The sequence below is a fragment of the Ancylobacter polymorphus genome (assembly GCF_022836935.1).
GTDB classification, from domain to species: Bacteria; Pseudomonadota; Alphaproteobacteria; order Rhizobiales; family Xanthobacteraceae; genus Ancylobacter; species Ancylobacter polymorphus_A.
The window spans coordinates 695,484-715,200 of record NZ_CP083239.1 but is presented as its reverse complement, the minus strand read 5'-3'; the positions used below and the strand labels follow the sequence as shown (position 1 = coordinate 715,200).

The following is a 19,717-nucleotide window of genomic DNA, read 5'->3' as shown; positions in this document are numbered from 1 at the left end:
CTACATCATTGCGATCCCTGATTGCCAACCCCGAGCCGATGCCCCTTTTTGAAATCGCCGTCGTCGTCCTGCTCGTCCTGATCAATGGCGTGCTCGCCATGGCCGAGCTTTCCGTCGTCTCCGCCCGCCCGGCCCGCCTGCGCTCCATGGCCGATGCCGGCTCCCGCGGCGCCCGCATGGCGCTGCAGCTCGCCGCCGACCCCGGCCGCTTCCTCTCCACCGTGCAGATCGGCATCACCCTGATCGGCATTCTGGCCGGCGCCTTCTCCGGCGCCACGCTCGGCACCATGCTGGGCGAATGGCTGCAGCAACAGGGCATGTCGCCCGGCCTTGCCGGCGGCCTCGGCTATTCGCTCGTGGTGGCGGCGATCACCTATATCTCGCTGATCATCGGCGAACTCATCCCCAAGCGCCTCGCTCTGCAGAGCCCGGAAAAGCTCGCGAGCCTGGTGGCGCCGGGCATGGTGATGCTGGCCCGCATCGGCGCGCCGGCGGTGTGGCTGCTCGACATTTCCTCCCGCCTCGTGCTGCGCCTGCTCGGCGAGCACGGCAAGGGCGAGGAGAACAACGTCACCGACGAGGAAATCCGCGCCATCGTGATGGAGGCGGAGACGGCGGGCGTCATCGACCCCGACGAGCGCAAGATGATCGCGGGCGTGATGCGCCTCGCCGACCGGCCGGTGCGCGCGGTGATGACGCCGCGCACCGATGTCGACTGGATCGACCTCACCGACGACCCCGACGCCGTGCGCCAGACCATTCGCGAGACCCGCCACACCCGCATGCCGGCCTGCGAGGGCACGCCGGAGGAGAGCGTCGGCGTCATCGACATTCGCGACCTGCTCGAAGCCTATCTCAATGGCGAGACGCCGGACCCGCGCCGCCTGGTGAAGCCCGCCGCCGTGCTGGTGGAGACCGCCGGCGCGCTCGACGCGATGAAGGTGCTGCGCCATGCGGAATCGCCGCTGGCGCTGGTGGTGGACGAATATGGCTCGATGGTCGGCATCCTCACCCCTGCCGACCTGCTCGACGCCATCGCCGGCACGGTGGTGCTGGACGAGGCGGGCCTTGCCAAGCCCGATGTGGTGGAACGCGCCGATGGCAGCTATCTCGTCGCCGGCTCCACGCCGGTGGACGAACTCGCCGAGGTGCTCGGCATCCAGCTGCCGCAGGACGCCGGCTTCCACACCGCCGCCGGCCTGGTGCTGCATGAACTCAAGGCGCTGCCGCAGGAGGGCGCTGCCTTCGAATCCATGGGCTGGCGCTTCGAGGTGGTGGACATGGACGGACGGCGCGTCGACAAGCTGCTGGTGCAGCGCGCCGTGGTGCCGCGCCGGCGGGCGCCGCTTTTGGGCTGAACCTGATCGGAAAAACGTGCTCTGCCGCGCTTCAGCGCACCATCACATCGACCGAGACCGCCGACGTGGCCGTCGGCAGCCCGCCATAGCGGGTGCCGACGCCGACGACGACGGTGACGATGGCGACCGCGAGCGCGGCGGCGATCAGGCCATATTCAAGGCCTGTGCCCTGGGGGCGGCGTGCGACGGCGGTGCGACGGCGCGATGCCATCGACTGCCCGACCATTTCCCGTTCCACCATTTCGCGCATGGGCCTGTCTCTGCTTGAAATCATCCACGTGACATCTGTCTTGGGACAGATTTTGTTGTGGGGTCAGCTTGCGCCTCACACCTTGACCACGCGTTAAAGCCAGCCTTGCGCGCTCATCCTCTTGGTCTGTGGTTAATGTTTGCCGGAACGGCATGGTTAATACTTTGTCGCGGCAAGGAATTCAGCCGCGCGGCTTCGCCCGCCTTGTCGGCTCGGCCTGCGCCGGGTCTTCCGGCCAGGGGTGGCGCGGGTAGCGCCCGCGCATCTCCGCGCGCACATCGCGCCAGGAGCCGGCCCAGAAGGCCGGCAGGTCGCGGGTGAGCTGGATCGGCCGGTGCGCCGGGGAGAGCAGCGACAGGATCAGCGGCACCCGCCCGCCGGCGATGCTGGGGTGGGTGGTGAGGCCGAACAGTTCCTGCACCCGCACATGCAGCGTCGGCCCGCCCTCGGCGGCGTAGTCGATGGGCAGGCGCGAGCCGGTCGGCACCTCGTAATGGGTGGGCGCCGCCGCTTCCATGCCGCGCGACAGCTCCCAGGGCAGCAGGCCGGAGAGCGCCTGGCCGAGCCGGTCGGCGGTGACAGCCCCGAACGAGGTGACATCGCCCAGCGCCGGGGCCAGCCAGTCCTCGGCGGTGGCGGCCAGTGTCTCCCAGCCAAGGTCCGGCCAGAGGTCCGGCGCGCTGGCGTGGAGAAAGCGCGCACGGTCCAGCCATTGCCGCTGCGCCTCGGACCAGGCGAGCCGCTCCAGCCCGCGCGCGGCGGCGGCACGGGCCAGCGCCCGCGCGGTCTCCGGCCCGGGTTTGAGCGGCGCGGTGCGCTCCGCCAGCACCAGCGCGCCGAGCCGGCGGATGTGGCGCGCGCGCAGCGCGCCCGCGGCGGGGTCGAACGCCGTTTCCACGCCCTCGGTGATGGCGTCGCCGAATTCGGCCTCGATCTCGGCTTCGGTCAGCTCGGCGGCGAGCAGGATGCGGGCCTCGTCCGCCGTGCCGGTGAGTTCGGCGACGGCGAGGAAGCGGGCGCGGGCGAGTGCGGTGGCGGGGTCGATCGCTGCGCCGCGCCCATTCGCCAGCACGAAGCGCCGCCCGTCGCCGCGCCCGCGGGCCACGCGGTCAGGAAAGGCCAGCGCCAGCAGCACAGCGGGGGAGGGGGCGTCGCCCGCCGCCCGCGTCCCCGCCCCGCGCACCCCCGCTACCTGCCGTTCCGCCTCGCCGGCCCAGCGCTCCGCCAGACGGCGCGCCTCCTCCGCGCGGCGGGAGCGGTCGCGGGAAAAATCCATCAGCCGGTGCGCGAGGTCGGGCGCGTCGCCGCCGAGGCCGCGCTCGGACACGAGGGCGGCGATGCGCGCCGCTTCTTCGCCCGCGCCGCGCCGCGCGCCCTCGATCACCATGCGGGCGAGGCGCGGTTCCAGCGGCAGCCGGGCCATGGCGCGGCCGAGCGGGCTCACCTGCCCGTCGGCGTCAAAGGCGCCGAGCGCCGTCAGCAGCGCCTTCGCCTCCGTCACCGCTGGGGTGGGCGGCGGATCAAGAAAGGCGAGGCTGGCGGGATCGCGCACGCCCCACACGGCGAGGTCGAGCACGAGGCGGGAGAGATCGGCGGCGAGGATTTCCGGCGTGGCGAAGGCCGGCAGGCTCGCGGTTTCCGGTTCGCTCCACAGCCGCAGGCACACGCCGGGCTCGGTGCGCCCGGCGCGGCCGCGCCGCTGGTCGGCGGCGGCGCGCGACACCCGCACCGTTTCCAGCCGGGTGAGGCCGACGCCGGGCTCGAAGCGGGGCACCCGGGCGAGGCCGCTGTCGATGACGACGCGCACGCCCTCGATGGTGAGGCTGGTCTCGGCGATGGAGGTGGCGAGCACCACCTTGCGCCGGCCTTTGGGCGCCGGGGCGATGGCGCGGTCCTGCTCGGTCGGGGGGAGGGCGCCGTAGAGCGGGGCGATGTCGAGCGCGGGGTCGTGGACCATCTCGCGCAGAAAGCGCTCGGTGCGGCGGATCTCAGACGCGCCGGGCAGGAAGGCGAGCAGCGAGCCCGTCTCTTCGCGCAGCGCGCGGGCGATGAGATCGGCCATTTGCCGCTCCACCGGCGCGCCCGGCACCCGGCCGGCATAGCGCGTTGCCACCGGGAAGGCGCGGCCGAGGCTCTCGATGACCGGCGCGCCGGCGAGCAGCCGGGCGACGCGGGCGCCGTCCAGCGTCGCGGACATCACCAGGAGCCGCAAATCCTCGCGCAGCGCGCCCTGCGCGTCGAGCGCCAGAGCGAGGCCGAGATCGGCGTCGAGGCTGCGCTCATGGAACTCGTCGAACAGCACGGCGGCGACCTCGGAAAGTTCCGGGTCGTCCAGCATCATGCGGGTGAAGATGCCTTCGGTTATCACCTCGATGCGGGTGGCGCGCCCCACCTTGGAGCCGAAACGGGCGCGGTAGCCGACCGTCTGCCCGGCCTCCTCGCCCAGCGTCTGCGCCATGCGCGTGGCGGCGGCGCGGGCGGCGAGGCGGCGCGGCTCCAGCACGAGGATTTTCCGCCCCGCCACCCAGGGCTCGCCGAGCAGCGCCAGCGGCACCCGCGTGGTCTTGCCCGCGCCGGGCGGGGCGACGAGCACGGCGGACGCGCCCGCGCGCAGGGCGGCGGTGAGTTCCGGCAGGGCGTCGTCGATGGGGAGGGGCGAGAGGGGCGGCGGCATGGGCAGGGCTATACAGCCGCCGGGTCGATTGCGGAACTGTCCGGCGGGTGGGTCGTTCCGGCATCTCGGCCGCGACGCCCCGCGCGTCTCGGCGCGCCGTCATCCTGAGGCGCCGCCGCAGGCGGCCTCGAAGGATGGTCCGTTCGGTGCGCCCCGGCGCGCCTCCTCCGAGGCCCGGCCGCTGGCCGGGCATCCTTGGGATGACGTTGCTTGGGTTGGGGCCGCGAGGCCGTTTCCGTGCCCTCACGACCGGGCTTGACCCGGCCACCCAGGCTTTTGGCCGGGTGCTACTGGGAAGGCTGGGTCCCCGGGTCAAGCCCGGGGATGAGGGAGGCGGAAGGTCGCCCAGGCTTTTCAGCGGTGCAGTACGGCGCCGCCGGATTCCCGGGACAGGACGCGCGAAGGGCGCCGACCTTCCGGCCCGCGCCCTCCCCTCACAGATTGCGATGCTCTCAGCGGGTGGAGCGAGCGTTCTGTTCGATCTGGCGCTGGATGTAGGGCTCGACATTCTGGGTCGAGGGCTGCTGCACATAGGCGTTGCGGCCCTCGATGACCGGGCCCGCCACGCCGCCATTGGCCCGCGCCTCGCTGGAGCTGCGGACAGCGGCGTCGTAGCCGGCCTTCTCCGCCGGGTCCCGCCCATCGGCCAAAGCCGTGTTGACCAGGCCAGCGGCAGACAGAGAAAGAACGGCGGCGGTGAGGGTCATCTTCCAGTTGATCTTGGTCATGATAGTATCTCCTGTTTTGATCTCTCCTGATCCGATTTGTCGGTGCGCCGGAGAGCCTATATAAACTGAATGAGTAATTGCCTTTACTCGGGTATCTGACGCGCCGGCGGCTTGCCGACGTCCGATGAAGCCAAGATAGGCGGCAGATGTCGCAGAAATTCTTCGCAAGAGACCGTCAATTGTCTCCGGCTGTCGCAACCGATCGGCGCTATACGCTTTGTTACAATTTTTCCCAGCGGGCAAAGGGCGATGGCGGTATGTAAAAGGCGTGGAGCTTAACCATGGACGCCGTACCGCACATCGCCATCGTCGACGACCATCGCGACATTCGCGATCTCGTCGGTAAATATCTGCACCGGCACGGTTACCGCACTTCGCTGGCGGAGAACGCTGCCGCGTTCCGCCGGCTGATGGAGCGTAACGCCTTCGACCTCGTGGTGCTCGACGTGATGATGCCGGGCGAGGACGGCCTCTCGCTCTGCCGCTATCTCAGGGAATCCACCCAGCTGCCCGTCATCATGCTGACCGCCATGGCGGAAGAGACCGACCGCATCGTCGGGCTGGAACTGGGGGCGGATGACTATCTCTCCAAGCCTTTCAACCCGCGCGAACTGCTCGCCCGCATCAAGGCGGTGCTGCGGCGAGTGCAGAGCCTGCCGCCGCAGCGGGGCCAGCTGAAGGCCAAGGAACTGCGCTTCGACCGCTGGGCGCTCAATGTCGGGCGACGCGAACTGATCGATCCGGACGGCCTCACCGTGCCGTTGAGCACCGCCGAGTTCCGGCTGCTCAGCGTGTTTCTCGACCATGCCGGGCTGGTGCTAAGCCGCGACCAGTTGCTCGACCTTACCGTCGGACGCAGTGCGGAGCCGTTCGACCGCGCCATCGACAACCAGGTGAGCCGGCTGCGCAAGAAGATCGAGACCGACCCCAAGTCCCCGGCGCTGATCAAGACGCATTGGGGCGGCGGCTACAGCTTCTCGGCCGAGGTGGAAGGCCAATGATGAGTGTGTGGAACCGCAGCCTGACCGCCCGCTTCGTCGCCGTGATGCTGCTGGCGCTCGCAGTGTCGCAGGGCATCAGCTTCCTGCTGTTTACCGACGAGATGGGCGGCGTGCTGCTGCGCACGGCCAAGGCGGAGTTCCTCAGCCGCAGCGCCTCGGTGGCGCAGGTGCTGGAAACCACCCCCGCCGCCGTGCAGCAGGACATATTGCAGGCAAGCGGCACGAGCTATACGCGCTTCTGGGTGACACCGAGCTTCCCCAGCGATGTCGAGAGCTGGCGCCGCGAGGCCAAGCAGCGCCTGGCCGAGCCGCTGCCGACCCTGGCCAATCTGGCCGGTAGCGAGACGGGTGGACGGGAAACGGCGGCAGCGCCGCCGCCTTCACCTGCGCTCGCCCCGCAGCCGGTAAGCACGGCCGGCGGAACGACGGCGCCGTCGAATGGCGCGCCCTACACGACCTGGCTCGACCTGCCGGCGCATGCCTGGCCGCTCTCGCGCGCGGCCAAGTTCATGTATTGGGGCGACACCACCGGCCTCGGCCTCGCCGTGCAGCTGAAGGACGGGTCCTGGCTCAACAGCGCCTTCTCCAAGAAGATGGCGAACAGCATGTGGACCACCCGCTCGCTGATTTCGCTGGCGGTGACGGCGATCGTGCTGTCGCTCTGCGCGGTCTTCATCGCCCGCACCATGACCAAGCCCATGCGGCGCCTCGCCGCGGCGGCGGAAGCGCTGGGGCGGGGCGAAAGCGTCGCGCCGTTGGAGGAGAAGGGGCCGGACGACCTTCGTCACACGGCGGTGGCGTTCAACCTCATGCAGTCGCGACTGCAGCGCTTCGTCGAGGACCGCACCCGGATGCTGGCGGCGATCGGGCACGATCTGCGCACGCCGATCACCTCGCTCCGGCTGCGGGCGGAATTCGTTGCCGATGACGAGACGCGCGAGAAGATGCTCGACACGCTGGACGAACTGCGCGCCATGACCGAGGCGACGCTGGCCTTCTCGCGCGAGCAGGCGACCGAGGAGGTCACACGCAATGTCGATCTCACCGCGCTGGTGGGCAGCCTGTGCGACGACCTTGTGGAGATCGGCTACGAGGTCGCCTGTGCCGAAGGGCCGAAGATCAGCTATCGCTGCCGGCCCGACGCGCTGAAGCGGGCGGTGCGCAATCTGGTGGAGAATGCGGTGCGCTATGGCGAGCGCGCCCGCGTCACCTTGAGAACGACGCCGCAGGCGATCGAGATCGTCATCGAAGATGACGGGCCGGGCATTCCGCCCGAGATCGCCGAGAAGGTGTTCGAGCCCTTCTTCCGCCTGGAGCGTTCGCGCAACCGGGAAACCGGGGGGATCGGCCTCGGCCTGTCGATCTCGCGCAATATGGTGCGGCACCATGGCGGCGACATCACGCTGGCCAATACCGGCCACGGCCTGCGTGCCACGATCAGCCTGCCCCATGCGGCTCTCGCCGGGCCGGAAGCGAAAGGCCCGGTACGCGCGTCGCGTCGGTCCGGCCTTCCCATCGGCGCCCGCACGCCGGCGGAGTGATGTTGCCCGTCCGCTTCTGATTACGGCCGTACGGCCGGCGTTTCGATCTCCATGCCGGCGGCGCGCTGCATGAGGTAAAGCTCCAGTGCGATGAACTCCTCGGAGCCCGCCGCGAAAGGTTCGGCCCGTACGCCGATCATGCAGTTTCGCATGCGGCGCTGCAGCGAGCCGATGCCCTGCCATTCCAGCCGATAGAGCGGATAGCCTGTCGGGTGCGCCTGGGTGACGGCGCTGCCGGCAAGGCGTCCGCGCCAGTTGTCGTCATGGCAATTGGCGCAGGAGAGGTCGAGCTGGCCCATGCGGGTGGTGAAGAGGTCACGCCCGGTCGCGCGATAAGGGTCGAGCCGCGGGTCGGCGGGCGGCGTGATGGGCAGGCCGCGCGACTGGTGCGCCACGAAGGTGGTGAGGGCGAGCATCTCGTCGCTCTCGCGCGCCAGCGCCGGCGCGCCCTGCCGCGTGCTGCGGCACTGGCTGATGCGTCCGGTGAGGTCGACAGGTTTTCCGCTGGCGGAATCGAGGGCAGGATAGCGGGCGGCGACGCCGCGCATCGCCTCCGCCGCCCCGTGGCAGTCGGCGCAGGACTGGCCGGACGTGCCGGCCTTCTCCGCCCACAGGCCCGCGCCCTGCAGCACCCAAAGCATGCCGGGATTGGCGGAATCGTCCGCCTGCATGGCCTGTGTCTCCGGTGCCATGAAGGTCGCGCCGGAGCGCCGCTCCCCCGGCGCGATGCCGTTCGCCGCTGCCGGGTCAGCGAGAAGGGCCAGGGCGAGGAGGGCCAGGGCGAGGAGGCTCACGGCCGCCCGGCGCATCAGCTCACCACGATCTCGGCGCTGGCGGTCTCCGTTTGGCCTCCATCGCCGGTCCACTCGAACGAAACCGTGCCGCTTTCCGTGGCAATGAGGGAGAACGAGACGAACGGGTTCGCCGACATGGCGGGGAAGAACTCCGCCGCGAACACCTCGGTGCCATTATAGGTGCAGACGAGGCGGGTGAGGATGTTGCGCGGGATCGTCGCCCCGTTAGGCCCCATGCGGTAGCCGGTTTCCATGGGATGGGCGATCATCGCCCTGACGTCGACGATCTCGCCCTTTCTCGCGGTCTTCGGCACGCTGACGAGGGCGCGGGTCATGACAAATCCTCGATGCAGGCGGCGAGGGTGACGATGACATTGGCGTCGCTTGACCAGTAGCTGCCGTCGCTCAGCTCGGCGACGGCGAGCACGGTCTGCGAGGTGGCGAGGCGAATGCGGGTGGCGATGCGGGCGCGGCCATTGCGCGGGCCGAGATGGAAGATGGCGACATCCGCCTGCGGGTTCTTTTCATTGAACAGCCCGATACGGCGGACATAAGCGGCCTCACTCATCGGGCTCTCGACCGCGACGGTGACGCCGACCGCATTGCCGTTCTCCACCAGCGGCGGGACGGTGAGCGTCACCCGGCCGGCATTGACCGGCGCGCCACCAGTGAAGCCGGCGACGGCTTCTTCCAGCGAGGGCCGCGCCAGCGCACGTAGCGGCAGTGCCATGACCAGAAGGCCGATGCCGCCGGCCAGCATGGCGCGGCGACCCAGCGAGGGACCGCCAGCGGGTTCCAGTATCGCGCGCTCTCGGATCGTGGGCGTTTCCATGGGCTCACTCCTTGAGGGTCAAGAGATAGGCGACCAAATGCTCGATCTCGGCCGCCCCGAGCACCGGCTTGTCCTGCCAGGCCGGCGCGATCCGCGCCCCTGTCGCACGCGCGTGGTAGCTGGGCATGATGCTCTCCGGGTTGAGCCGCTTCATGTCGACGATGCGCAGCCTGATCTGCGCCTCATTGAGCCGCGCGCCGACGCCGGCAAGGCTCGGCGCGAGCGTGCCCTGAAGCTGCATCGCACCGCCGGGAACCGCGTGACACAGGATGCACAGGCTGCGATGCCGCTCGGCGATCAGCGCCTGCCCCATGGCTGGATCGCCGCGCTGCCCGCCCAGCTTTTCGCGAATGCCGTCGTCGGTAACGACATAGGGCACCGGTTCGGTACCCTCCCGAGCGTCGGCGCGTAGGGCGTCCCCCGCCACGCCGGACAAGGCGAGAGCGGCACCCGCCAGGGCCCGCCTCACCCGAACGCCTCCGTGGTGATCGTCGCGAACCACGCCTCGCCATAGGCGGCCTCCTCGGCGCGGATGGAGGCCGACGCGTCCAAAGGCGAGGTGCCGCCGGCGCCCTCCACTTCTGTGAGCAGCCCGTTCTGCGGGCTGTAGACCCCGGCGATGGAGATGCCGTAATCCGGCGCCAGCAGGCTGTAGCAGGTGTTGATCAGCTTCGGCTCGCCCGGGTCGCGCCCGCGCAGCAGGGCGATGACGGCGCTGGCGCAGGCCTTGGCCTGGGCGTTGGCCGTAAAGGCAGATTTCGGCATCGCCCCGCCAATGGCCGCGTCGCCGATGACATGGATATGCGGCACCAGCCGGGATTCGAAGGTGACGGGGTCGATCGGGCACCAGCCGGTGCGATCCGTGACGCCGGCGATGGCGGCGATGGCGCCGGCGCGCTGCGGGGGAATGACGTTGGCCACCGTAGCTTTGTGCTCGCCGAACTCGGTCCGCAGGGTCCGGCTCGCGGCCTCCACCTCGGTCAGCGCGCCGCCGAAGGACAGGCCCACCCATTCGATCATGCCGGGGTAGAGCGCGGCCCAGCCCGCTTCGAACAGCCGCTGCTTGGAGAAGGCGTCCTTGGCGTCGAGGATGATGAGCTTGGAGCGCGGCTTATGGGCTTTGAGGTAGTGCGCGATCAGGCTCGCCCGCTCATAGGGACCGGGCGGGCAGCGGAACGGATTTGCCGGGGCGGAGATGACCACCAGCCCGCCATCCTCCATCGCCTCCAGCTGGCGGCGCAGCAGCAGGGTCTGCTCGCCGGCCTTCCAGGCATGCGGCATCAGCTGGCTCGCCGCCGCGTCATAGCCGGGAATGGCGTCGAAGTTGAGCTCGATCCCGGGCGCGACGACGAGGCGATCATAGCTGAGCCGCACCTCGTCGGCGAGCACGACGCGGCGCTGGTCCGCCTCGACGCGCACGGCCTTCTGCGGCACATGGGTGATGCCGTCGGCGGCGAGGCCGGCATAGCCGAAATGCTGGGCCTTCATGTCGCGCAGCCCTGCGATCACCGCATTGCTGAGCGGGCAGGCGGTGTAATGCGCATTGGGTTCCACCAGCGCCACTGATATGCCGGGGTCCTCGCGCTTCAGGGCGCGGGCAAGGCTCGCCCCGCCGAAACCGCCGCCAATCACCACCACGCGGGGGGCCGACTGTGCGCGCACGGCAGGGCTGGTGAGAGCGGCGCAGACCCCCGCCGCCAGCCCGCCCAGAACGCGCCTACGGCTGGGCGGGTGCGTTGCCCCCATTGGCGAAATAATCGGCGATGGCCCGTGTTTCCTCATCGGTGAAACCCTTGGCGATGCGCGTCATCACGGTTGAACGGCGCTCGCCCGAGCGGAACGCCGCCATGTCCGCCACGATCTTGTCGGCGGGCTGCCCGTTCAGGCTCGGCACCGGCCCGCTGGTGGCCGTGCGCGGATGGCAGCCGGAGCAGGAGGCCGCCCCGCGCGGTGGCGCGGCGTCTGCCGGCGCAGCGGACATCAACAGTCCTAGAGCCGGCAGCAGCAGAAAGAGGCCGCGCATCAGGCAAGCTCGTGGTTCTTCAAGGGCATGGTGCGGTAGCGCTTGCCGGTGGCGGCGAACAGCGCGTTGAGCACCGCCGGCGCGGCGACGGCGATGGTCGGCTCACCCACCCCGCCCCAGAACCCGCCGGAGGGCAGCATGATGGTTTCCACGTCAGGCATCTGCGCCATGCGCAGCACCTCGTAGGTGTCGAAATTGGTCTCGGCAATCTGGCCTCCCTCCACGGTGCATTCGCCATAGAGGCAGGCGGAAAGGCCGTAGACGAAGGAGCCCTCGACCTGCCGCTCGACCTGCGCCGGATTGACCACATGGCCGGGATCGGTGGCGGCAACGATACGGTGGATCTTCAACTCGCCATTCTCCACCGAGACTTCGGCGGCGGCGGCGACATAGGAGCCGAAGCCCATGATCTGGCCAAGGCCGCGATGGCGCCCCGGTGCCGGGGGCGTGTCCCAGCCGATGCCGTTCGCCGCCGCTTCCAGCACGGCGAGATGTTTGGGGTGGTTTGCCATCAGCTTGCGGCGGAAGGCGAGCGGCTCAGTGCCGGCGGCATGGGCGAGCTCGTCGATGAAGCATTCGACATAGATGGCGTTCTGGTTGAGGTTCACCCCGCGCCAGAAGCCGGGCGGCACCGGCGGGTTGCGCATGGCGTGGTCGATCAACAGGTTCGGCACGGTATAGGCGAGGTGGCCCTCCGGCAGGCTTGCCGTCAGACCCTGGAACACCACAGGGTCCATGCCGCCCTGCATGCCTTCCGGCCGAACCGCAGCGAGGATGGACTGGCCAGAAATGCGCAGATGCAGCGCCGTGAGGTTGCCGTCCGCGTCCAGCGCGCCGGTCAGCTTGGCCTGGGTCGTGGGGTGATAGGCCCCGTGCAGCATGTCCTCCTCGCGGGTCCACAACAGCTTGACCGGGATGCCCGGCATCTGCCGGGCGATGCTGACCGACTGGCGGACATAATCCTGGAAGTTGCCGCGCCGGCCGAAGCCACCGCCGAGGTGGATCTTGTAGACCTCGCACTGGCCGACCGGCAGGCCGGCGGCCTCGGCGGCGGCCGCGAGGCTGGCTTCGCCATTCTGCGTCGGGACCCACACCTCGCATTTCTCCGCCGTCCAGCGCGCGGTGGCGTTCATCGGCTCCATGGTGGCGTGGTTCTGGTAGGGGAAGGCGTAGGTAGCGGTGATGACCTTGCCGCCCGCGGCCTTGATGCGGGCAATCTCCGCCTTTGCGTCGCCCTGGCGGTTGCCGACGAAGGCCTCCTCCGCGTCCAGCCCCTCCGCCAGCATCGCGCTTATGTCGGCGCTGGAAAGGCTCTTGTTGGGGCCCTCGTCCCAGGTGATCGGCAGCGCGTCCAGCGCCGTCTTCGCTCGCCACCAGGTGTCGGCGACGACGGCGACGGAGCGGTCATCCACCTTCACCACCTGCTTCACGCCGGGCATGGACCGGATGGTGGCCGCGTCGAAGCTGACGAGCCGGCCGCCGAAGACCGGGCAGGCCTTGATCGCGGCATTGAGCAGGCCTTCCATCTTCAGGTCGGCGCCGTAGACTTGGCGGCCGGTGAGCTTTTCCACCGTGTCGAGGCGCGGCAGCGGTTGGCCGGCGACGGTCCAGTCCTTGGCGTCTTTGAGCGTCACCTCGGCCGGTGGCGTCTGGCGGCCGGCGGCTTCCGCCACCTCGCCATAGCGCAGGGTGCGCCCGCTCGGGCCATGGGTGACGACGCTTTTCGCCGCCGTGCATTCGCTCGCCGGCACGCCCCAGCGCTCCGCGGCGGCGGCGACCAGCATATGGCGCGCGGCGGCGCCGCCCTTGCGGACATAGTCATGTGAATCGCGAATGCCGCGCGAGCCGCCGGTGGAGTAGCTGCCCCAAACGCGGTTGCGGCGCAGATTCTCGCCCGGCGGCGGATATTCCGTCGTGACCTTCGACCAGTCGCCTTCCAGCTCCTCCACCACCAGCTGGGCGAGGCCGGTAAGCGTGCCCTGGCCCATTTCCGAGCGGGCGATGCGGACGACGATGGTGTCGTCCGGTTTCACCACCACCCAGGCATTGATCTCCGGTGGCAGGGTCGCCGCCTCCTGCGCCGAGGCCGACGCCAGGAAGGGCACATGGAAGCCGAGCGACAGGCCGCCGATGCTGGCGGCGGAACCGACGATGAAATGGCGGCGCGAGACCGACTGGACGATGCTCATGGCGCTCTCCCTCAGCCGGCCTTGCCGTCGGCGGCCAGGTGAATGGCGGCGCGGACGCGGTTATAGGTGCCACACCGGCAGATATTGGTGATCTCGGCGTTGATGTCGTCGTCGCTGGGGTTGGGGTTGGTCTCCAACAGGCTCGCCACCGCCATGATCATGCCGGTCTGGCAGTAGCCGCACTGGGGAACGTCCAGCGCCAGCCAGGCCTTCTGCACCGGGTGCGAGCCGTCGGGCGACAGGCCCTCGATGGTGACGATCTTCTGCCCGGCCTCGATGGCGGAAAGCGGCATCACGCAGGAGCGCGTCGCCACCCCGTCGATATGAACCGTGCAGGCGCCGCACATGGCGATGCCGCAGCCGAACTTGGTGCCGGTGAGCCCGATCTGCTCGCGCAGGACCCAGAGAAGCGGCGTATCGGGCTCCGCCTCGATCGTGTGCATCTGCCCGTTGACGGTGAGCTGGACCATGGTGGCCTCCCGGCTGGAGAAACGGAGACTGCCGCACGGGCCGGACAGCGAGGGGCTTCCGGCGACGGGGCGGCAGGCATTGGTCGGCCGGGAAAAGCTAGGCGCGGGCTGTCGCAGAAGCGTGCCGCCCACGCCATCTATTGTCGCGAGGTGTCGCAACGGCAGCTGCTGATAAGAATTGATACAAAGTGACGGGGTGGCGCCCGCTCAGCTGACCGGCGCCGCGAAGTAGCCGGCGCCTCTCATGTCGTCGAGCAGCCCCGGTCCCATCGGCTGCCAGCCGAGCGCGCGTTGCGTGATGTCGGTGGAGGCCGGGTGGTCCATCCGCGCGAAGCCGGTGAACCAGCCGAAATAGCCGCGCACCTCCTCCGGGGCCAGCGACACGCAAGGCAGACCCAGCCCGTCCGCGATGGTCCGGGCGATGTCACGAAAGGGAATGCCGAGTTCCCCGGCAGCGTGAAAGGCATCGCCGCTCGGGCCGCGCTCCATGGCGAGGCGATAGGCGCGGGCGGCATCGGCCACATGCACCGCCGGCCAGACATTGGTGCCGTCACCTATATAGGCCGCACGGCGCTGTTCCCGCGCCAGGCCGATCAGCATGGGCACGAAACCGTGGTCGCCGCGCCCATGGACGGAGGGCGGAAGGCGCATGATCGTCGTGGGGATGCCGCGCGCGGTGAGCGCCCGCGCCGCGCTGTCGGAGGCGCGGGGATAGGCGTCGCTGGGTTGCGGGGCGATGACGTCTTCGGTCACCGGCACGCCCGGTAGGCCCAGCCCGGCGAGACCGGCGGTGACGATGAACGGCTTCTGCGTGCCGGCGATCGCCGCCCCTATCGTCTCGATGGCCGCCTTGTCGAGCGCGCAGGCCCAGGCGAAGCGGGCGAAATCGTGGATGAAGCCCGTATGAATGATGGCGTCGCACCGCTCCGCCCCCTCGCGCAGGGTCTCCGGCGCTTCGAGGTCGCCCCGCGACACCTGCGCGCCCATGCGGACGAGTTGATCCGCGCCGCGTTGCGAGCGCGCGAGGCCCAGCACGCGATATCCGTTTGCGATGAGCTCGGCGGTTACGGCGGAACCGACAAAACCTGTCGCGCCGGTCACAAATACTTGCATCACACTTCTCCTTCTTGTCGGGGAGAAGAATAGGCGTCACACTGTATCAAGTTAAAGTAGTGACTTTATAGGGGTATAATGACTACCATGCTGCAGGATGCCGCTGATAGGCACCGGCTCGGCGCCTATCTCAGGGATCGCCGCCAGCGGCTCGACGCGGCCGCGCTGGGTTTCGATGGCCGCCGCCGCACGCCGGGCCTGCGCCGCGAGGAAGTCGCGCAGCGCGCCCATATCAGCACCACCTGGTACACCTGGCTGGAGCAGGGCAGGGGCGGCGCCCCTTCGCCGCGCGTGCTCGACAGCCTCGCCCGCGCGCTGATGCTGACCGAGGCGGAGCGCGAGCATCTCTACCTCGTGGGCATCGGCCATCGCCCCAAGGCGGGTGCCCCCGCGCAGGAGGGAATTTCCGGGCGGCTGCAGCGCTTTCTCGATGCCATGCCGATGATCCCGGCCACCGTCGCCACCGCGACATGGGACATCATCGGCTGGAACCGCGCGGCACGGCTGGCTCTCGCCGATTACGAGGCCATGGCCCCCGATGAGCGCAACATATTGCGGCGGATATTCCTCGATCCGGCCACGCGCGCCGCCCAGAGCGACTGGGAGGCCGTCGCTCGGTTTCTGGTGGCGACGTTTCGGGCGGAGACCGTCCGCGCCGGCGCGGATGCGCGGGCGTCCGTACTTGTCGCCGAACTGTCCGCGCGCAGCGCCGATTTCGCCCGCCTGTGGAGCGAGAACGACGTGCGCACCACGGGCGAAGGCGCGAAGACCATTCGTCACGCGAGGGTGGGCGAGATTACCTTCGAGTTCTCCTCCTTTGCCATCGACGGACGGCCGGACCTCAGGCTGATGGCCTATGTACCAGCGACGGCCGGCGACCTCGATAAAATGAGCCGGCTATGTAGTGAGGTCTAGGCGCGTCGGAAACCAGCCTTGGAGCCGGCAGATTTCGCGTCGCCTGGCGCGGCGGCGGCCATGGCCTTGGTTGATCATGTCCGGGAGGTTTCAGATCTCGCTTTCGAGGATGTGTCGGAAGCGGTTGATACCTGCCCGGGGATAAGGGCGGCGGCAGGTCCGGCCGCTGGCCGGGCACCTCAGGATGAACGTTATGCGGGAAGAACGCTGCGCCAGTTACACGCATGGCCGGGCGTGACCCGGCCATGCAGGTTTTCGACGGTGCAAGGCGGGACCGCTGGATCCCCGGGACAGGCCCGGGGATGAGGGCGGCTCGCCCGCCGGTTCAGAAGATCGCGTCGAGCGTGCGGCCGATCTTCTCGACGATCTCGCCCATCTGGCTCTCGCTGACGATGAGCGGCGGGCTGACGGCGAAGGTGTCGCCGGCGGTGCGCACCAGCATGCCCTCGTCGTGGAACAGCCGCTCCATGCCCTCATAGGCGCGGCGGCCGACACCGTCCTCGCGCGAGGCGAAGTCGATGGCGCCGACGAGGCCGACGGTGCGGATGTCGAGCACGCCGGGCTTGGAACGCAGCGAGTGGAACGCCTCCGCCCACACCGGCTCCAGCGCGCGGGCGCGCTCGAACAGGCCTTCCTCGCGGTAGAGGTCCAGCGTCGCCAGCGAGGCCGCGCAGGCCAGCGGGTGGGCCGAATAGGTGTAGCCGTGGAACAGGTCGATGACCGGCGCGTCGCTCTTCACGAAGGCGTCGTAAATGTGCTTGCGCACCAGCACGCCGCCCATCGGCACCGCGCCAGAGGTGACGCCCTTGGCGAAGGTGATCATGTCGGGCACCACGCCATAGCGCTCGGCGGCGAAGGCATAGCCGAGGCGGCCGAAGCCGGTGATGACCTCGTCGAAGATCAGCAGGATGCCGTATTTGTCGCAGATCTCGCGCAGGCGCTTGAGATAGCCGACCGGGGCGGGAATGGCGCCGGTGGAGCCGGCCATCGGCTCGACGATGACGGCGGCGATGGTGGAGGCGTCGTGCAGGGCGACGAGGTTCTCCAGCGCGTCGGCGCGCTCGGCGCCCCACTCCGGCTCTCCCTTGGAGAAGGCCTGCTTCTCGCGATTATAGGTGTGCGGCAGATGGTCGACGCCCGGCAGCAGCGAGCCGAACATCTTGCGGTTCGGCGACATGCCACCGACCGAGATGCCGCCGAAGCCGACGCCGTGATAGCCGCGCTCGCGGCCGATGAGGCGGGTGCGCGTCGCGTTGCCCGTGGTGGCGTGGTAGGCGAGCGCGATCTTCAGCGCGCTGTCGCCGGCCTCCGAGCCGGAATTGCACAGGAACACATGGTCGAGATCGCCCGGCGCCAGCGCGGCGATGCGGGCGGCGACGGCGAACGCCTTGGGGTGGCCGTACTGGAAGGGCGGGGCGAAATCCATCTCCGCCGCCTGGTTCTGGATCGCCTCGACGATGGGATCGCGGTTATGGCCGGCATTGGCGCACCACAGACCGGCGGTGGCATCCAGCACCCCGCGCCCTTCGGGCGTGTAGTAGTGCATGTCCTTGGCGCGGGACAGCAGCCGCGGCCGCGCCTTGAACGCCCGGTTGGGCGTGAAGGGCATGAAGAACGCCTCAAGGTCGTTCGGGCTGGCAATGGCGGACGAAGAGGAGGGCATGGAAAACTCCGTCAGGGGACGACGATCAGGGCAGGCCGCGCTTTTTTATTCATGTATAATATCTATGCAGGATCTGCTCACGAGAAATAATCATGATGTGATCACTTTCCTTTCTGCCGCCCGACGGAGCTTGACCCCGCCGCCTCATCGCGGCCATCAAGGCGCGGCAGAGGGAAAGTGGTCACGTTGCGTCATGCGGCGCGCGGCATACTTTCCGTGGAGCGTTTCGGCCGTTGCGGGAGGGGGGACCCGGGACGGCGCAGGATAGGACGTTGCAGTGCCGGAGAGCACGACACTCGACTCGCCCGCCGCCGGTGCCGCCACCCCGGAAGCGGTGCGGCACGCGCTGGCGCTCGTGCTCGGCTCCGATGAGCTGCGCTCCTCGCCGCAGCTCGGCAACATCCTGCGTTTCGTCGTCGAAGCCACATTGGAAGGACGGCGCGAGGCGATCAAGGGCTACACCATCGCCGTCGAGGCGCTGGGCCGCGACGCCTCCTTCGACCCGCAGGCGGACCCGATCGTGCGGGTGGAGGCCACCAGGCTGCGCCGGGCGCTGGAGCGCTATTATGCCGGCGCCGGGGCGGGCGACGAGATCGAAATCGCCATTCCGCGCGGCAGCTATGTGCCGCAATTCCTGCCGCGCCTCGCGGCCGGGGAGGGCGCGGACGAGGCGTTTGTCAGTGACGGCGACGCCGAGGCCGACGCCACCACCCATGCCTCCCCGCCGGAGACACCCGCACCCGCCGCCCTGCCGCCGCCGGCCCGGCCGCGGCTCGGCCGCGTGCTCGCGCTCGCTTTGCTGCTGCTGGCCTGCGGCATCGTCGTGGCGGGCCTCGTCACCGGCAGCCATGACCCGCTGGGCGTGCGCAGCCTGCTCGCCGGCTCCACCTGGCAACCGCTGGAGCGCACCAACCGGCTCGGCATCCCGATGATCGAGGTGCGGGGCTTCGAGACCACCGGGGGCGCGGCCAAGGCCCCCGGCGCCGCCGCCAGCGGCGATTTCACCGCCGAGGGGATCGAGGTGCGGGTGCGCGACGCGCTCGCCCGCTTCGACCTGCTCGACGTGCTGGCGAGCCCGGATGCGCGGCCGGCGCTGCGCTGTTCCGGCGAGGGCGCTGCCGCCAGCTCCGCCTTCGCGCTGGGCGGGCTGGTGGAGAACCATGACGACGGCACGCTTTCCGTGCTTCTGCGGCTGTCCGACCTGTGCGACGGCACCATCGTCTGGTCGCGCGAGTTCGACAGCCTCAAGCGCGGCGGCGACGCCACGGCACTGGAGATCGGCCTGGTGCGCGACATCATGGCGGCGATCGCCGAGCCCTATGGCGTCATCCAGGCCCGGGCGCGGGCGCGCGTCACCGCCGCCGGCGGCCCGGCGAGCGCGGGGCCTTATGGCTGCGTGCTGATCGCCTATTCCTATTGGCGCTCCTATCTCCCGGCCGAGCATGAGGCGGCGCAGGCGTGCCTGGAAAAGGCGGTGGCGGAGGATCGCACCTTCGCCCTCGGCTATGCGCTGCTGGCCGAGCTTTCGCTCGACGAGATCCGCGCCGGCGCCCCGATGCGCGCCGCCACCCCGACGCTCAACCGCGCCCTCGCCGCCGCCGAGCAGGCGGTGGAACTGGCGCCCACCAGCGCCTTCGCCCGGCGCGTGCTGATGGATGTGCATTTCTTCCGGGGCGAACGCGCGGCGACGCTGGCGGCCGGCACCGCCGCGCTGGAGCTGAACCCCTATGATGTCGACATCATCGCCGATTTCGGCGGCCGACTGATCGCGCTGGGCGAGACCGCGCGCGGCGAGGCCATGCTGGCGCAGGCGGCGCAGGCGGCACCGGGCATGCCGCCCTGGGTGGAATATCACCGCGTCATCGCCGCCTATATAAGGGGCGATGCGGTGGCGGCGATGGCGGCGGCGGATCATCTCATGGGCGAGGGCTACGCGCCCGGCTTGCTGGCGCGGGCGCTGGCCAGCCATCTCGCCGGCGAGGATGAGGAGGCGCGGGCCGATGTGTCCAAGCTCGTCGCGCTCGCCCCCGCCTGGGGCAGCGACCCCGACACCATGATCGCCCGTTTCTTCCCCGATGCCGGCGTCGCCCGCAAGGTGCGGGCCGATCTCGCCGATCTCGGCCTGAAGCGGTCGAATTCCGCCGCCGCGAATTGATAACCCGCCCG

18 protein-coding genes are annotated in these 19,717 nt (G+C 69.7%); 5 read left to right on the top strand and 13 right to left on the bottom strand.

The window, feature by feature from the left end; genetic code table 11:
• Positions 1-38 precede the first annotated feature (38 nt).
• Complete coding sequence (locus tag K9D25_RS03415) at positions 39-1,358, top strand: hemolysin family protein (RefSeq protein ID WP_244379259.1); 1,320 nt, start codon at positions 39-41, stop codon at positions 1,356-1,358.
• A 31-nt stretch (positions 1,359-1,389) separates the two neighbouring features.
• On the opposite strand, the gene K9D25_RS03410 is transcribed toward K9D25_RS03415, so the two are convergent.
• From K9D25_RS03410 to K9D25_RS03400, 3 genes are all read right to left on the bottom strand, one after another.
• Positions 1,390-1,608, bottom strand: coding sequence for a hypothetical protein (locus tag K9D25_RS03410; protein ID WP_244379257.1), 219 nt, complete (start codon positions 1,606-1,608; stop codon positions 1,390-1,392).
• Positions 1,609-1,789: 181 nt separating this feature from the next.
• Complete coding sequence (gene hrpB / locus K9D25_RS03405; RefSeq protein WP_244379255.1) at positions 1,790-4,282, bottom strand: ATP-dependent helicase HrpB; 2,493 nt, start codon at positions 4,280-4,282, stop codon at positions 1,790-1,792.
• 452 nt (positions 4,283-4,734) lie between these two features.
• Positions 4,735-5,010, bottom strand: coding sequence for a hypothetical protein (locus K9D25_RS03400; protein WP_244379253.1), 276 nt, complete (start codon positions 5,008-5,010; stop codon positions 4,735-4,737).
• A 281-nt stretch (positions 5,011-5,291) separates the two neighbouring features.
• On the opposite strand from K9D25_RS03400, the gene K9D25_RS03395 reads away from it, so the two are divergent.
• Positions 5,292-6,011 carry a response regulator gene (locus K9D25_RS03395; RefSeq protein ID WP_244379251.1) on the top strand — a complete coding sequence of 240 codons (720 nt, stop codon included), beginning with the start codon at positions 5,292-5,294 and terminating at the stop codon, positions 6,009-6,011.
• The gene (locus K9D25_RS03390) at positions 6,008-7,552 is read left to right on the top strand and encodes a sensor histidine kinase (protein ID WP_244379249.1); all 1,545 of its coding nucleotides are present in this window, start codon (positions 6,008-6,010) and stop codon (positions 7,550-7,552) included. The genes K9D25_RS03395 and K9D25_RS03390 overlap by 4 nt, the downstream gene beginning before the upstream one ends.
• Before the next feature lie 20 nt (positions 7,553-7,572).
• Here the strand turns inward: K9D25_RS03390 and soxA are convergent, their stop codons facing one another.
• The 9 genes from soxA to K9D25_RS03345 all read right to left on the bottom strand — a co-directional run bounded on the left by soxA (position 7,573) and on the right by K9D25_RS03345 (position 14,973).
• On the bottom strand, positions 7,573-8,361 hold the full coding sequence (gene soxA / locus K9D25_RS03385) for a sulfur oxidation c-type cytochrome SoxA (protein WP_244379247.1): 789 nt from the start codon (positions 8,359-8,361) through the stop codon (positions 7,573-7,575).
• On the bottom strand, positions 8,361-8,681 hold the full coding sequence (gene soxZ / locus K9D25_RS03380; RefSeq protein ID WP_244379245.1) for a thiosulfate oxidation carrier complex protein SoxZ: 321 nt from the start codon (positions 8,679-8,681) through the stop codon (positions 8,361-8,363). Before soxZ ends, soxA begins: the two co-directional genes overlap by 1 nt.
• The gene (locus K9D25_RS03375; protein WP_244379243.1) at positions 8,678-9,178 is read right to left on the bottom strand and encodes a SoxY-related AACIE arm protein; all 501 of its coding nucleotides are present in this window, start codon (positions 9,176-9,178) and stop codon (positions 8,678-8,680) included. Before K9D25_RS03375 ends, soxZ begins: the two co-directional genes overlap by 4 nt.
• 4 nt (positions 9,179-9,182) lie before the next feature.
• Positions 9,183-9,647, bottom strand: coding sequence for a sulfur oxidation c-type cytochrome SoxX (soxX, locus tag K9D25_RS03370; protein ID WP_244379241.1), 465 nt, complete (start codon positions 9,645-9,647; stop codon positions 9,183-9,185).
• Complete coding sequence (locus tag K9D25_RS03365) at positions 9,644-10,924, bottom strand: NAD(P)/FAD-dependent oxidoreductase (RefSeq protein ID WP_244379239.1); 1,281 nt, start codon at positions 10,922-10,924, stop codon at positions 9,644-9,646. The genes soxX and K9D25_RS03365 overlap by 4 nt, the downstream gene beginning before the upstream one ends.
• Complete coding sequence (locus K9D25_RS03360; RefSeq protein ID WP_244379237.1) at positions 10,896-11,201, bottom strand: c-type cytochrome; 306 nt, start codon at positions 11,199-11,201, stop codon at positions 10,896-10,898. Before K9D25_RS03360 ends, K9D25_RS03365 begins: the two co-directional genes overlap by 29 nt.
• Positions 11,201-13,390 (bottom strand): xanthine dehydrogenase family protein molybdopterin-binding subunit, encoded by a 2,190-nt coding sequence (locus K9D25_RS03355; protein WP_244379235.1) that lies wholly within the window; start codon positions 13,388-13,390, stop codon positions 11,201-11,203. Before K9D25_RS03355 ends, K9D25_RS03360 begins: the two co-directional genes overlap by 1 nt.
• Positions 13,391-13,401: 11 nt before the next feature.
• Entirely contained in the window at positions 13,402-13,860 is a 459-nt protein-coding gene (locus K9D25_RS03350) for a (2Fe-2S)-binding protein (RefSeq protein WP_244379233.1), read from the bottom strand.
• A gap of 207 nt (positions 13,861-14,067) precedes the next feature.
• Positions 14,068-14,973, bottom strand: coding sequence for an SDR family oxidoreductase (locus K9D25_RS03345; protein ID WP_244379231.1), 906 nt, complete (start codon positions 14,971-14,973; stop codon positions 14,068-14,070).
• An 87-nt stretch (positions 14,974-15,060) separates the two neighbouring features.
• Between K9D25_RS03345 and K9D25_RS03340 the strand changes: the two genes are divergently transcribed.
• Positions 15,061-15,888: a helix-turn-helix transcriptional regulator gene (locus K9D25_RS03340; protein ID WP_244450777.1), complete on the top strand. Its 828-nt coding sequence runs from the start codon at positions 15,061-15,063 to the stop codon at positions 15,886-15,888.
• Between the two features lie 325 nt (positions 15,889-16,213).
• On the opposite strand, the gene K9D25_RS03335 is transcribed toward K9D25_RS03340, so the two are convergent.
• Positions 16,214-17,551, bottom strand: a complete 1,338-nt coding sequence (locus tag K9D25_RS03335; protein ID WP_244379229.1) for an aspartate aminotransferase family protein — start codon at positions 17,549-17,551, stop codon at positions 16,214-16,216.
• A gap of 277 nt (positions 17,552-17,828) precedes the next feature.
• On the opposite strand from K9D25_RS03335, the gene K9D25_RS03330 reads away from it, so the two are divergent.
• Complete coding sequence (locus K9D25_RS03330; protein ID WP_244379227.1) at positions 17,829-19,706, top strand: hypothetical protein; 1,878 nt, start codon at positions 17,829-17,831, stop codon at positions 19,704-19,706.
• Positions 19,707-19,717 lie beyond the last annotated feature (11 nt).